Raw genomic sequence first — 13,227 nt, forward strand, 5'->3', positions numbered from 1 at the left:
GAAAAGTGCGCCGAGAACCGCCGAGTACGCAGAGAATTCGCGTACTCGACGGCGTGCGGGCCGCCTACCGCTTCACGTTCGCGGGCTCGGGGATCTCGCCCGGGCGGTACTTCGGCAACCGCGCGGCGGGCACGATCGCGAGCGCCGAGATGCCGGCCAGGATGAGCAGCCCGAGCTTGAGCGCGCTCAGCCGGGCGTCCTCGTTCACCGCGACCGCCGCATCCACCTGGGCCGGCGTCGCGTCCGTGCGCGAGAGCGCCTCGCGCAGGTCGTCGTTGCTGATGAAGTTGACGTTGTCGAGGTCGACCTGCGCGACGATCGAGGGCGGCAGCTCGGAGTGGTCGGCGACGGCCTGCCCGACGTTCAGGCCCAGGATGGTGACGAGCATCGCCCCGGCAAGCGCCGTCCCGACCGCGGAGGCGAGGTTCTGCGTGGTCCCGCGCACCGAGCCGACGTCGCCCGCGAGCTTCTTCGGCGCGGCCGTGACGAGCACGTTGAAGACGAGCGTGACGAGGGCGCCCTGCCCGACGCCGAAGACGATCAGGCCCAGGATGGTCGGCAGCGTCTCCCAGTTGTTGGTCACGACGAACGCGAGCCAGGCGAGGGCGACCGTCGTGAGCAGGAAGCCGAAGACACCGATCGTGCGCGGGGCGAACCTCCCGTAGAAGCGGACGATGAGCGTCGCGACGACGAACACGGTCAGGTTGAACGGCATCATCGCGAGGGAGGTGTCGAGCGGGGTGCGCCCCTGCACGATCTGGATGTAGAGCGGCACGGAGAAGTTGAGCGCGGCCTCCAGCGCCACCACGATGAACATCGCGTAGACCGCCGCGCGCTCACGGGACGAGCCGAGCACCGACAGGCTCACGAGCGGAACCTTGCCGAGCCGGGTGCGCCGGCGCGTCCAGAAGAAGAACGCCTGCCCGAGGATCAACCCGACCACGATGAACACCGGCGCCGGGGACAGGCCCAGGATGTCGAACGGCGCGCTCTCCCGCGCCACCAGCACGCCCCAGGCGTTGAGGTTGTTGAAGCCGAGGGTGAGCAGCACGATCGCCGCGCCGATGAAGAGGGCGGCGACGACGTCGATCTTCACCGCGCGGTCGGCTCCGTCGCTGCGCAGCCGGACGCTGAAGATCAGCACGAGGACGGCGAGGATCAGCACGATGCCGAAGACCGGCCGCCAGCCGACGAACGTGCCGAGCGCGCCGCCGATAAGGAAGGCGCTCACGCCCGAGAGCGCCCGCGCCGACCCGAGCGAGCCGACCGCGGTGGCCTGCTGGGTGCCGTGGTAGTTCTCGGCGATCAGGGCGACGAGGGAGGGGACGATGATCGCCGCGGACGCCCCGGCGAGCGCCTGCGCCGCGATCGCCCAGCCGACCGTCGGCGACAGGATCATCATGAGCGCCGAGACGGCGAAGATGCCGACGACGATGCGGAAGATGAGCACCCAGCCGACCCGCTGGCCGAGCTTCGCGCCGACCATCACCAGCGCCGCGACCGAGAGGCCGTAGGTCACGATCGCCGTGCTGACCGAGGTGGGCGGCACGCCGAAGTCCTGCACCATCCCGCCCAGCGAGACGGGCAGCGCGGCGACGTTGAACGACATCAGCACCTGCGCGAGGAAGAGCCCGACCATCGGCGCCCAGGAGGCGCGGGCGACGGGCTGCTCGGTGGTGGTCGCGGTCATGGTGTGCTCCTGGCGTCGAGGGGGGTGGAGGTGCGGGAGGTCGAGCCAGGCCCGGAGGGGCCGGGCTCGGGCGACGCGAACAGGTTGAGGCCGAGCGTGAGCGACAGGTACGCGGTCGCCCGCTCGCCCCGCACGCTGTTGCCGGCCGCATCGAGGGGTGGCGAGAACGTCCCGATCGCCCCCTTGCCCGGCGCGATCGCGACGATGCCGCCGGAGACGCCGGACTTCGCCGGCAGTCCGATCTGGAACAGCCACTCCCCCGACCGCTCGTAGAGGCCGTTCGCGGCGAGCACGGCGAGGGTGTCGCGGCTGACGTCGGCCGACACGACCCGATCGCCGGTGACCGGGTTCACGCCGCCGTCGGCGAGGGTCGCGCCCATCACCGCGAGGTCGTGGGCGGTGACCAGCAGGGAGCACTGGCGCGTGTACACGTCGACGATCTCGCCGGGGTCGGCGTCGAGCCTCCCGTAGCTCTGCAGCAGGCGGGCGATGGCCTGGTTGCGGGAGTTCGTCTCCGACTCCGACGTGTAGACCCGCTCGTCGACCGCGAGCTCGCGCCCGGCGAACCGTGAGAGGCCGTCGTGCACCGCCCGCCATTTCTCGGCAGCGGTGTCGCCCGCCATCAGCGCCGTGGAGGCGATCGCCCCCGCGTTGACCATCGGGTTCATCGGGTGGCCGCCGTTCAGCTCCAGCGCGATCACCGAGTTGAACGGGAGGCCGGTGTTGTCCACCCCGACCAGCTCACCGATCCGCTCGTGCCCGAACTCCTCGCACACCAGCGCGTAGACGAAGGCCTTCGAGATGGACTGGATGGAGAACGGCACGGCCGCATCGCCCACGTCGTGCAGTCCCCCGGCCGTGTCGGCGACGCAGATCCCGAACCAGTCGGGGTCCGCCTCGGCGAGCGCCGGGATGTAGTCGGCCACCGTGCCGTCGTCGGTGTCGCGGTAGCGGTCGTGGGCGGCCTGCACCAGCTGCTCCACCCGCTCCCATCCGGGGAGCGCGCCGGTGGCCGCCTCCTGGTGGATCCCGTCGGTGTCGGTCTCGAACATCATGCGCCTCCCGGCCCGACGCTAGTGACCCGCGGGCCTCCTCCGCCAGACCCGGCAACAGCCGAGTACGCAGAAAATGGGGGCGGATCCGTCGAGTACGCGGACAATTCGCGTACTCGGGCGCCTCAGGAGGCGGGGGCGGCTCAGGAGGCTGCGGCGGCCTTGGCCTCGAGCACGGCCCGCTCGGCGGCGTTCGCGCAGAGGGAGGCCGCGAGGCGGTACTGCCCGGCAGCCTCGGCTCCGCGCCCCATCCGCGCGAGCAGCTCGGCCCGCACCGCCGGAACGAGGTGGGAGCCCGGCAGCTCGCCGCGCCCGATCAGCTCGTCGACGACGGCGAGCCCGTCCGCCGGCCCGGTCGCCATCGCGACGGCGACGGCCCGGTTGAGGTCGACCACCGGCGACGGCGCCAGCCGCCCGAGCGCCTCGTAGAGCAGCACGATGCGGTCCCAGTCCGTCTCCGCCACGGACGGCGCGACCGCGTGGCACTCGGCGATCGCCGCCTGCAGGCCGTAGGACCCGAGCCCGCGGCCGGCCGTGGCGGACATCGCCAGCGCCGCGCGCCCGCGCCGGATCGCGGAGTGGTCCCAGCGGTGCCGGTCCTGATCCTCCAGCAGCACCGGCCGGCCCTCGGCGTCGAGTCGGGCCGGGAACCGCGCAGAGGTCAGCTCCAGCAGCGCCAGGAGGCCGTACACCTCCGGCTCCGGGGCGAGCCTGGTGAGCACGCGGGCCAGCCGCAGCGCCTCGGCCGCGAGGTCGGTGCGCATCCACGAGTCGCCGCCGGTCGCCGACGACCCCTCGGTGAAGATCAGGTAGATGACGCTCAGCACCGAGCCGAGCCGCTCCCCGCGCTCCTGCGGCTCCGGCACGGCGAAGGGGATGTGCGCGGCCGCGATGGTCTTCTTGGCCCGGGTGATCCGCGCCTGCACGGTGGCGACCGGCACGAAGAACGCCTTGGCGATCTCGTCGGTCGTGAGGCCGCCCACGACCCGCAGGGTCAGCGCGACCCGCGCCTCCTTCGAGACGACCGGGTGGCACGCGGTGAACATGAGCGCGAGCACATCGTCGTCGATCGCGTCCGGGTCGAACAGGGCGTCGACGCCGGGCGCTTCCTCGTCCAGATCGCGGGCGAGGAGCGCGTACCGCTCGTCCCGCCCCGACCGGCGCCGGAAGGCGTCGATCGCGCGGCGCCGGCCCACCGCCAGCAGCCAATTCACCGGCTGCGTGGGCACGCCGCCCGTCTCCCAGCCGACGATGGCCTCGGCGAGCGCCTCCTGCGCCACATCTTCGGCGAGCGCGAAGTCGCCGGTGTAGCGCGCGAGCGCGCCGACGATGCGGGCGGACTCCATCCGCCACACCGCCTCGACGGCGCGTCTCGCCTCAGTCATCACCGGCCGCCTCCACCGCCGCGCCGTCCAGGGCCGCCTCGACGGCGCGTCTCGCTTCAGTCACCGGCCGCCTCCACCGCCGCGCCGTCCAGGGCCGCCTCGACGGCGCGTCTCGCTTCAGTCACCGGCCGCCTCCTCCGCCGCGCCGTCCAGGGCCGCCTCGACGGCGCGTCTCGCCTCGCTCACCCGACCGGGCCCGCCGGGCTCAGAGCTGGCCGGTGGACTCGCGCCAGGCGCGCTCCTTGGCGACCCACTCGTTGTCCTGCGGGAACTCGTCGATCGTGGTCACGCGGCGGATCTCGGCCTTCGAACCGCTCATGTAGGGCATCCGCTTCGCCCACTCCGCGGCCTCCTCGGCCGACGCGACGTCGAGCACGTAGTAGCCGTTGAACAGCTCCTTCGTCTCGCCGTAGGGGCCGTCGGTGACGACGGGCTCGTCACCCGTGAAGTCGACGACGATCCCGGGCGCCGGGTCGAGGCCCTCGGCGGCGAGCAGCACGCCGGCGCGGATGAGCTCGTCGTTGAACCGGCCCATCGCGTCCAGGATGTCGGCGAAGTCGAGGTTCGCGAAGTCGGCGAACGCCTCGTCGGTCGATCGCATGATCAGCATGTACTTGGCCATCGTGTGCTCCTTGTGTCGGGGAAGGCCTCTTCGCGCCTTCCACACCGAGGTCGAACGGCGGGCCCGCGGATCGACACGGTCGCGCCCCGAACCCGATCTTAGGGAGCGGGGTGCGGGATGGCGTCGTGATCCGGATCCGGGATGGTGGCGGGATCCGGCGCGGGATCGGCGCGCCGGGTCGCGCAGATCGCGAGCACCAGCCCACCCCAACCGAGGGCGATCAGGAAGAGCAGGAACGCCGGCCCGATCGGGTCGCCGGCCGTGTTCGCCGCGGCGGTGAGTTGACCGACGGGCCACAGGAGCGTCGCCGCACAGCCGACCGCGGCGAGAGCACCGAACCCCGCCGCGCTCCCCCACCGGCCACTGTCGCTGCGGACGAACGCGGCACAGAAGGCGGCGATCACGACGCACACGAGCGACAGCGCGAGCCCGCTCCAGAAGACCGTCGTCGCGTCCATGTAATTGTCGGCGTGGGAGGTCGTCCAGTGCACCGGGATGCTCGGGGCGGGATGCGTCCACCTCGACACCGTGACGATCGCCGCCGCGACCGGCAGCAGGGTGAGCACGGCAGCGACCACGAACTGCGGGACGACACGACCGGGAGCTTTCACGACTCTGCCACCCTCGCACAGTGGGCCACGCGGTTCAAGGCGAATCCCGGCCGCGGGCGGCTCCACCCCGCCGATAGCATGGCCGGAGAGTTGCGACCCGCGAGAGGAACACGAATGACCACCTGGGGAATCCTCGGCACCGGCGGCATCGCCGCCTCCATGACCTCCGACCTGCAGCTGCACGGCCACGAGGTCGTCGCCGTCGGCTCGCGCACGTCGTCGTCGGCCGCGCGCTTCGCGGCCGCCCACGGCATCCCGCGCTCGCACGGCAGCTACGAGGAGCTGGTCGCCGATCCGCAGGTCGACGTCGTCTACGTCGCGACCCCGCACCCGCAGCACGCGCCGAACGCGTTGCTCGCGCTCGAGGCCGGCAAGCACGTGCTCGTCGAGAAGCCGTTCACGATGGACCGCGCCGAGGCGGAGGCGATCGCCGAGGCGGCTCGCAGCCGCGGACTCGTCGCGCTCGAGGCCATGTGGACGCGCTGGCTCCCCCACATGCAGCGCCTGCACGAGGTGATCGCCGACGGCACGATCGGCGAGGTGCGCGCGGTCATCGCCCACCACTCCCAGAAGGCCAGCGCCGACCCGGCCGGCCGCATGCTGAACCCGGAGCTGGGCGGCGGCGCCCTGCTCGACCTCGGCATCTACCCGGTCTCGTTCGCGTGGGATGTGCTCGGCGCTCCCTTGGGCGTGCAGGCCATCTCCACGCCGACGGCGACCGGCGTCGACCGGCAGACGGCCATCCTGTTCTCCTACGAGAGCGGCGCGCAGGCGGTGCTCACCACCGAGCTGGATGCCCGCGGCAGCAACAACGCCATCGTCATCGGCACCGACGGCCGCATCGAGCTCGACCCGTTCTTCTACTCCCCCACCTCCTTCCGGGTGCTCGACCCCGAGGACAACGTCATCGAGCGGTTCGAGGCGACCATCACCGGGCGCGGGATGCAGTACCAGGCGCAGGCGATCGAGCGGCTCATCGCGGCGGGCGGCGGCGAGGACCCGCGCATGCCGCTCTCGCAGTCCGTCGAGATCATGGGCAGCATGGACGACATCCGGGAGCGCATCGGGCTGCGGTACGCGTAGCGGTTCCGCACACGGTCGGGCATTCGCTTCCGCGACCGCCCGTGCCAGGATGCTGCCGTGCCCCATCTGGTCTTCACGAGCGCGAGCGACTGGCTCGGTGCCGTCGAGCGCCGCGTGAACGATCCCGAGATCGCGGACGCCCTCCGGAGCCGCGACCTGCCGGCCGACACTGTCCTCGCGGTCGCGCGCGCGGAAGCCGAGAACGCCGGGCCGACCGGGCGCGTCACTCTCGACGCGGAGGAGCTCGCGCGCGCCGCCGGCGTGACACCCCGGGATGCCAAGCGAGCGCGCATCGCCCTGATCACCGTGGGCGCCCAGGTCTTCGTCGCGATGCCCGGCTCCACGGGTCGCCCCGTCCGGCAGCTGCAGATGCCGCACCGCCCGTAGGTCGAGCGCGTGCCCTTCCGCTCGCGCCGCCCCCGGCGTTAGAGTGCGGCCAGGGCCGTGCGCGCCCGCCGGGAGGAGCATCGTCGTGACCGATCTCTCGGGCCGCAGGGCCCTCGTCACCGGCGGTGCCAGCGGCATCGGCCTGGCCTGCGCGGAAGCGTTCGCCGCGGCGGGCGCCCACGTCACCATCGCCGATCTGAACGGGGAGGCCGCCCGCTCGGTGGCCGAGCGCATCGGCGGCGACGCGTGGGAGGTCGACCTCTCGCAGACGGACGCGCTCGGCGACCTCCACCTCGACGTCGACATCCTCGTGAACAACGCCGGCATCCAGCACGTGCGTCCGATCGAGGAGTTCGAGCCGGAGAAGTTCCGGCTGCTGCTGACGATCATGCTGGAGGCGCCGTTCCTGCTCGTGCGCGCCGCGCTGCCCGGGATGTACGAGCGCGGCTTCGGGCGCGTGATCAACATCTCGAGCGTGCACGGCCTCCGCGCCTCCGAGTACAAGTCGGCCTACGTCGCCGCCAAGCACGGCCTCGAGGGCCTCTCGAAGGTGACAGCCTTGGAGGGCGGACCGCACGGTGTCACCTCCAACTGCATCAACCCGGGCTACGTGCGCACGCCGCTGGTCGAGAAGCAGGTCGCCGACCAGGCGCGGCTGCACGGCATCCCGGAGGCGGAGGTCGTCGAGAAGGTCATGCTGACCGAGTCGGCGATCAAGCAGCTGGTCGAGCCGACGGAGGTCGCGAGCCTGGCGCTGTGGCTCGCGGGCGAGGACTCGCGCATGGTCACCGGCGCGAGCTACACGATGGACGGCGGATGGAGCGCCCGGTGAGCGGGTACCGCATGTTCGCAGCTCCCGTCGCGGGCGGCGAGCTGGCCGGCGGCATCTGGAACCCGGAGGGGGCGGCCTCGACACTGGTCGGCATCCACGGGATCACCGCCAGTCACCGCGCCTGGGAGCTGGTCGCCGCAGCTCTCCCCGGCACGCGGCTGATCGCGCCGGATCTACGCGGCCGGGGCCGCAGCTCCGGCCTCCCCGGGCCGTACGGGCTCACGGCCCACGCCGACGACGTCGCCCGGGCGCTGGACGCGCTCGGCGTCGACCGCGCACCGGTCGCCGGCCACTCGATGGGCGCGTTCGTGGCGGTGCGGTTCGCCGAGCGGCATCCCGACCGCATCGAGCGGCTCGTCTTGCTCGACGGCGGCCTCCCGCTCGCCCTGCCCGCGGGCATCGCCCCGGAGGACCTGCCCGCGATCGTGCTCGGCCCGGCGCTCCAGCGGCTTCGGATGCGGTTCGCCTCGACGGAGGAGTACCGCGCCTTCTGGCGCGCGCATCCCGCGATCGGCCCGTGGTGGAACGACGCCATCGAGCGTTACGTCGACTACGACTTGGCCGGAGAGCCGCCCGCGCTGCGGTCGAGCGCGAGCGAGGACGCTGTCGCCGTGAACGCCCTGGAGATGGACGGCGGTGCCGGATACGCGGAGGCGCTGGCCGGGCTGACACTGCCGATCTCGTTCATCCGCGCCCCGCGCGGCCTGCTCGACGCCGACCCGCTCTACGACTCGACGGTCGTCGCGGAATGGTCGGGGAGGCTGCCGCAGCTGCGCGTGCACGAGGCCGTCGACGTCAACCACTACACGATCGTCATGACCGAGGAGGGGGTGCGCCAGGTGCTCCCCCTGCTCGCGCCTCCACGCTGAACGCCACCGACTCCCTCCCACACCCGAACCGAGGAGAACCCATGACCGGAACCCTGCTCGCGGGCATCGCCGCCCGCCGCGTGCCCACCGACCGCCTCTCCGCCAATGTGCTCGAACGCCCGTCGTCGGGTGCGGCGGAGGCGACCGTGCTGTTCGTGCACGGCAACGTCTCGTCGTCGCTCTTCTGGCAGCCGCTGATGCTCGCCCTCCCGCACGGCGTGCGCGCCCTGGCGGTGGACCTGCGCGGCTTCGGCGATTCCGAGACGCTGCCCGTGGATGCGACCCGCGGCGTGCGGGACTTCTCCGACGATGTCGCGGCCGTCGCCGACGCGCTCGCCCTTGGTCCCGTGCACCTGGTGGGCTGGAGCATGGGAGGCGGGGTCGCGATGCAGCTGCTGCTCGATCGCCCCGACCTCGTGCGCAGCCTCACCCTCGTCTCCACCGTCTCCCCCTACGGCTTCGGCGGCACCGGCGCCGACGGGAGCCTGCTCAACGCCGACGCGTCGGGCACGGGAGGCGGCGGCGCGAACCCCGACTTCGTCGCACGGCTCGCCGCAGGCGACACCGGCGAGGAGGCCCCGACCTCCCCGCGCGCCGTCTACCGGTCGTCATACGTGGCGCCCGGCTTCGAGAGCGAGCACGAGGACCTCTGGGTGGAGTCGATGCTCAGCACCGCCACCGGCGAGGACAACTACCCCGGTGACGCCACCGGCTCGGAGAACTGGCCGGGCTTCGCTCCCGGCACCCGCGGCGTACTGAACACCATGGCCCCCACGTACTTCGACACCTCCGGGATCGTCGACCTGCCCGAGAAGCCTCCGGTGCTGTGGATCCACGGCGCGCTCGACGCGATCGTCGGCGACGCCTCCTTCTTCGACCTCAACCAGCTCGGCGTGGCCGGCATCATCCCGGGCTGGCCGGGGGAGGCGGTGGCGCCGCCGCAGCCGATGCTCGCGCAGATCCGCTCCGTGCTCGACCGCTACGCGGCGAACGGTGGCAGCGCCCGCGAGGTCGTCTTCGACGAGTGCGGCCACTCCCCGCACATCGAGAAGCCGGACGAGTTCCTGGCCGAGCTGCTCGCGCACCTGGGCTGATCGCGCCCGCGAGATGTGAGTTGTTGCGGGTATCCGGTGCCTGTCACCCGCAACTACTCACACCTCGGCGGTAGTGGAGGTGGCGGGCGCGGGCGCGGCCAGGGCTCCGCGGGGCAGGCCGAGCATCCCCTCGGCCGCGTGGGCGAGCAGCGGGTAGCGGTCGCCGGCGGCGCCCCAGCGCACGAGGCCCTGCGCGTTGAGCCCGTCGATCGCGCCGAGCAGCTGCCACGCCACCGCGGCGGGGTCGGCGACGGTGAAGGCTCCGGAGTCGGCACCCTCCGCCACGACCTCCTGGATGAGGTTCTGCCAGGCATCCATCTGACCGCGGACCGTCTCGGCCAGCCGGTCGTTGCGGCGGCCGAGCGCGAACGCCTCGACCCACACGGTGGTCACGTCGTCGCGCGAGCCGTCGAGCAGGGTGCGCAGCAGGGCGGCCACGCGCGCGACCGGTCCGCGCTGCGCCTCGACCAGGGCGCGCACCTCCGCCACCTCGGGCGAGACCGCCGCGGCGAACGTCGCGGCGACCAGCTCATCCATCACCGGGTGGTAGTGGGCCACGAGCGCGGGCGTGACGCCGGCGCGGGAGGCGACCCCGCGCAGGGTGACCGCCGCGAGCCCGTCGTCGAGCGCCAATTCCCGCGCGGCCTCGGCGATCTCAGCGCGGCGCTCGGCGGGCGGTTTGCGGGGTGCTCTTGACATGGTGGGTTCAGTATAGGTACTTTCGGGACATCTATTGATCAACTGATCAACATGATCGCCGACGACCCATGGAGGTTCGCATGAGCTGGCGCATGCCCGCCGAGACCGCCCCGCACGAGCGCACCTGGATGGCCTTCCCGCGCGCCGGCATCACCCTCGGCGACGACGCCGCGTCGGCCGAGGAGGCCTACGCCGCCTGGACCGCGGTCGCGCACGCGACCGCCGAGTTCGAGCCGGTCACGATGGTCGTCGACCCGAGCGAGCGCGAGCGGGCGGCACGCATGCTCGGCTCGCACATCGAGCAGGTGGAGGCGCCGCTCGACGAGTTCTGGATGCGCGACTTCGGCCCGACCTTCGTCGTCGACGACGAGCGACCCGGTGTGCTCGGCGCGGTCGACTGGGTCTTCAACGGCTGGGGCGACCCGGAGTGGTCGGAGTGGGAGAAGTCGGCCGAGATCGCGCGCTTCGTCGCCGAGCGCACCGGTGCCGAGCTCATCAGCTCGCTGCTGGTGAACGAGGGCGGCGGCATCCACGTCGACGGCGACGGGACCGTGCTGGTCACCGAGACCGTGCAGCTCGACCCGCGCCGCAACAAGTACGCCGACAAGGCGCGCGTGGAGGCGGAGCTCGCCCGCACCATCGGGGCCACCCACGTCATCTGGCTGCCCCAGGGGCTCACCCGCGACTACGACGACTTCGGGACGAACGGCCACGTCGACATCGTGGCGACCATCCCCTCCTCCGGCCGCCTGCTGCTGCACACGCAGCGCGACCCCGAGCACCCGGACTTCGCCGTCTCGCGCGAGCTGCGCGCCCTGCTCGCCGACACCACGGACGCCGCCGGCCGCTCCTGGGACATCGTGGAGCTGCCCGCCCCGGCGACCCTGCGCGACGAGGAGGGCTTCGTCGACTGGAGCTACGTGAACCACCTCGTCGTCAACGACGGCGTCGTCGCGTGCGGATTCGGCGAGGAGCGCGCCGACGCGGAGGCGACCGAGATCCTCGAGGCCGCCTACCCTGGCCGGCGCGTGTCGATGGTCGACGCGCGGCCGATCTTCGAGCGCGGCGGCGGCATCCACTGCATCACGCAGCAGCAGCCCGCCCTGCCCGGCGCGGCGGGGACCGACTCTGCGGAGACCGGCCGATGAGCATCGACGTCGTCGAAGCGGGCATCGCCCGGCTGCGGGAGGCGCTCGAGCGGGGCGAGACCACCTCCGTCCAACTCGTGGAGGCGTACCTCGCCCGCATGGAGGCGTACGACGCCTCCGGCCCGCGCCTCAACGCGGTCGTCGTGCGCGACCCGGACGCTCTCGCCGCGGCCCGCGCCTCGGACGAGCGGCGCGCCCGCGGCGAGACGCTCGGACCGCTCGACGGTATCCCGTACACCGCCAAGGACAGTTACCTCGCGCGCGGCCTGACCGCCGCCGCCGGTTCGCCTGCCTTCGAGCGGCTCGTCGCCCAGCGCGACGCGTTCACGATCGAGCGGCTGCGCGCGGGCGGGGCGGTGCTGCTCGGCCTGACCAACATGCCCCCGATGGCGAACGGCGGCATGCAGCGCGGGGTCTACGGCCGCGCCGAGAGCCCTTACAACGCCGACTTCCTGCCCGCCGCGTTCGGCTCCGGCTCGTCCAACGGGTCGGGCGCCGCGACCGCCGCGAGCTTCGCCGCCTTCGGTCTCGGCGAGGAGACGTGGTCGTCGGGCCGCGCCCCCGCCTCCAACAACGCCCTCTGCGCCTACACCCCGTCCCGCGGCGTCATCTCGGTGCGCGGCAACTGGCCGCTCGTGCCGACGATGGATGTCGTCGTGCCGCACACCCGCAGCATGGCCGACCTGCTCGAGGTGCTCGACGTGATCGTCGCCGACGACGCCGAGACGCGCGGCGACTTCTGGCGCGTGCAGCCGTGGGTCGCCATCCCGCCGGCGTCGGAGCTGCGCCCGGCGTCGTATCCCGCGCTCGCCTCCGACGCCTCGCTCGCGGGCAAGCGGCTCGGCGTCCCGCGCATGTACATCGACGCGGACCCCGAGGCGGGCACCGGGACGGGCGGGCCCTCCGGCCACGGCGGCATCGGCGGCGCGACCGGGCAGCCCATCCGCACGCGCCCCTCGGTGCTGTCGCTCTGGGAGGACGCGCGGCGTGCTCTGGAGGATGCCGGAGCCGAGGTCGTCGAGGTCGACTTCCCGGTCGTCTCCAACTACGAGGGGGACCGTCCCGGCGCGCCCACCGTCTTCACCCGCGGCCTGGTCTCGCCGGAGTACCTGCAGAGCGAGATCGTCGACCTCTCCGCCTGGGGATGGGAGGACTTCCTGCAGGCCAACGGCGACCCCGCCCTCCACACGCTCGCCGACGTCGACGGCGCCACGATCTTCCCGCAGCCGGCCGGCGCGCTGCCCGACCGCTACGACGGCTTCGACGACGACATCGCCGAGTACCCCGGCTGGGTGCGCGCGCATCCCGGAGCGACGCTGGAGAGCATCCCGCACCTGGCCGACGGCCTGCGCGGCCTCGAGGAGACCCGCCGTGTCGACCTCGAGCAGTGGATGGACGGGCTCGGCCTCGACGCCGTGATCTTCCCGGCCGTCGCCGATGTCGGCCCGGCCGACATGGACGTGAACCCCGCCTCGGCCGACCTCGGCTGGCGCAACGGCGTCTGGGTCGCGAACGGCAACCTCGTGCCGCGGCACCTCGGCATCCCCACCGTCACCGTGCCGATGGGCACCATGGCCGACGTCGGGATGCCCGTGGGGCTCACGTTCGCCGGCCGCGCGTGGGACGACGCGGCCCTGCTCGCCCTCGGCGCCGCCTTCGAGGCGACGCACCCGGCGCGCACGACGCCGCCGCGGACGCCCGCGCTCTGAGCGCGCTCGCACACTCGTGCCGAATGTGGACTATGACGGCGCCATA

The 13,227-nt window shown here is 72.8% G+C and carries 13 protein-coding genes; 7 read left to right on the forward strand and 6 right to left on the reverse strand.

Going from position 1 to position 13,227, the window contains the following annotated elements:
• Positions 1-64: 64 nt before the first annotated feature.
• The 5 genes from FHX33_RS16910 to FHX33_RS16930 form a co-directional block, all read right to left on the reverse strand.
• Entirely contained in the window at positions 65-1,690 is a 1,626-nt protein-coding gene (locus FHX33_RS16910; RefSeq protein ID WP_021765726.1) for an MFS transporter, read from the reverse strand.
• Complete coding sequence (gene glsA / locus FHX33_RS16915; protein WP_051337091.1) at positions 1,687-2,742, reverse strand: glutaminase A; 1,056 nt, start codon at positions 2,740-2,742, stop codon at positions 1,687-1,689. Before glsA ends, FHX33_RS16910 begins: the two co-directional genes overlap by 4 nt.
• Before the next feature lie 143 nt (positions 2,743-2,885).
• Positions 2,886-4,127: an RNA polymerase sigma factor gene (locus FHX33_RS16920; protein ID WP_183428756.1), complete on the reverse strand. Its 1,242-nt coding sequence runs from the start codon at positions 4,125-4,127 to the stop codon at positions 2,886-2,888.
• 205 nt (positions 4,128-4,332) lie between these two features.
• Entirely contained in the window at positions 4,333-4,749 is a 417-nt protein-coding gene (locus tag FHX33_RS16925) for a YciI family protein (RefSeq protein WP_021764218.1), read from the reverse strand.
• A gap of 98 nt (positions 4,750-4,847) precedes the next feature.
• Positions 4,848-5,360, reverse strand: coding sequence for a hypothetical protein (locus FHX33_RS16930; RefSeq protein WP_039923131.1), 513 nt, complete (start codon positions 5,358-5,360; stop codon positions 4,848-4,850).
• Positions 5,361-5,474: 114 nt separating this feature from the next.
• On the opposite strand from FHX33_RS16930, the gene FHX33_RS16935 reads away from it, so the two are divergent.
• The 5 genes from FHX33_RS16935 to FHX33_RS16955 all read left to right on the forward strand — a co-directional run bounded on the left by FHX33_RS16935 (position 5,475) and on the right by FHX33_RS16955 (position 9,625).
• A complete protein-coding gene (locus FHX33_RS16935; RefSeq protein WP_021764220.1) occupies positions 5,475-6,443 on the forward strand; it encodes a Gfo/Idh/MocA family protein in 969 nt (322 codons plus the stop codon).
• A 57-nt stretch (positions 6,444-6,500) separates the two neighbouring features.
• Positions 6,501-6,830 carry a hypothetical protein gene (locus FHX33_RS16940; RefSeq protein ID WP_021764221.1) on the forward strand — a complete coding sequence of 110 codons (330 nt, stop codon included), beginning with the start codon at positions 6,501-6,503 and terminating at the stop codon, positions 6,828-6,830.
• Positions 6,831-6,915: 85 nt separating this feature from the next.
• Positions 6,916-7,662: a 3-hydroxybutyrate dehydrogenase gene (locus FHX33_RS16945; RefSeq protein ID WP_021764222.1), complete on the forward strand. Its 747-nt coding sequence runs from the start codon at positions 6,916-6,918 to the stop codon at positions 7,660-7,662.
• Positions 7,663-7,673: 11 nt separating this feature from the next.
• Positions 7,674-8,531 carry an alpha/beta hydrolase gene (locus FHX33_RS16950; RefSeq protein ID WP_246397480.1) on the forward strand — a complete coding sequence of 286 codons (858 nt, stop codon included), beginning with the start codon at positions 7,674-7,676 and terminating at the stop codon, positions 8,529-8,531.
• 41 nt (positions 8,532-8,572) lie between these two features.
• A complete protein-coding gene (locus FHX33_RS16955) occupies positions 8,573-9,625 on the forward strand; it encodes an alpha/beta fold hydrolase (protein WP_021765225.1) in 1,053 nt (350 codons plus the stop codon).
• A 57-nt stretch (positions 9,626-9,682) separates the two neighbouring features.
• On the opposite strand, the gene FHX33_RS16960 is transcribed toward FHX33_RS16955, so the two are convergent.
• Positions 9,683-10,324 (reverse strand): TetR/AcrR family transcriptional regulator, encoded by a 642-nt coding sequence (locus tag FHX33_RS16960; protein WP_183428758.1) that lies wholly within the window; start codon positions 10,322-10,324, stop codon positions 9,683-9,685.
• A gap of 80 nt (positions 10,325-10,404) precedes the next feature.
• On the opposite strand from FHX33_RS16960, the gene FHX33_RS16965 reads away from it, so the two are divergent.
• Both FHX33_RS16965 and FHX33_RS16970 read left to right on the forward strand, forming a co-directional pair.
• Complete coding sequence (locus FHX33_RS16965) at positions 10,405-11,472, forward strand: agmatine deiminase family protein (protein ID WP_039922861.1); 1,068 nt, start codon at positions 10,405-10,407, stop codon at positions 11,470-11,472.
• On the forward strand, positions 11,469-13,181 hold the full coding sequence (locus tag FHX33_RS16970; RefSeq protein WP_183428759.1) for an amidase: 1,713 nt from the start codon (positions 11,469-11,471) through the stop codon (positions 13,179-13,181). The genes FHX33_RS16965 and FHX33_RS16970 overlap by 4 nt, the downstream gene beginning before the upstream one ends.
• Positions 13,182-13,227: the final 46 nt, after the last annotated feature.

The organism is Leifsonia aquatica, from assembly GCF_014190775.1.
Taxonomy (GTDB): Bacteria; Actinomycetota; Actinomycetes; order Actinomycetales; family Microbacteriaceae; genus Leifsonia; species Leifsonia aquatica.

Bases quoted from the DNA above. Each gene is read 5' to 3' on its own strand.
- FHX33_RS16910 (WP_021765726.1), bottom strand. From the start codon at position 1,690: ATGACCGCGACCACCACCGAGCAGCCCGTCGCCCGCGCCTCCTGGGCG.
- glsA (WP_051337091.1), bottom strand. From the start codon at position 2,742: ATGTTCGAGACCGACACCGACGGGATCCACCAGGAGGCGGCCACCGGC.
- FHX33_RS16920 (WP_183428756.1), bottom strand. From the start codon at position 4,127: ATGACTGAGGCGAGACGCGCCGTCGAGGCGGTGTGGCGGATGGAGTCC.
- FHX33_RS16925 (WP_021764218.1), bottom strand. From the start codon at position 4,749: ATGGCCAAGTACATGCTGATCATGCGATCGACCGACGAGGCGTTCGCC.
- FHX33_RS16935 (WP_021764220.1), top strand. From the start codon at position 5,475: ATGACCACCTGGGGAATCCTCGGCACCGGCGGCATCGCCGCCTCCATG.
- FHX33_RS16950 (WP_246397480.1), top strand. From the start codon at position 7,674: ATGTTCGCAGCTCCCGTCGCGGGCGGCGAGCTGGCCGGCGGCATCTGG.
- FHX33_RS16955 (WP_021765225.1), top strand. From the start codon at position 8,573: ATGACCGGAACCCTGCTCGCGGGCATCGCCGCCCGCCGCGTGCCCACC.
- FHX33_RS16960 (WP_183428758.1), bottom strand. From the start codon at position 10,324: ATGTCAAGAGCACCCCGCAAACCGCCCGCCGAGCGCCGCGCTGAGATC.
- FHX33_RS16965 (WP_039922861.1), top strand. From the start codon at position 10,405: ATGAGCTGGCGCATGCCCGCCGAGACCGCCCCGCACGAGCGCACCTGG.
- FHX33_RS16970 (WP_183428759.1), top strand. From the start codon at position 11,469: ATGAGCATCGACGTCGTCGAAGCGGGCATCGCCCGGCTGCGGGAGGCG.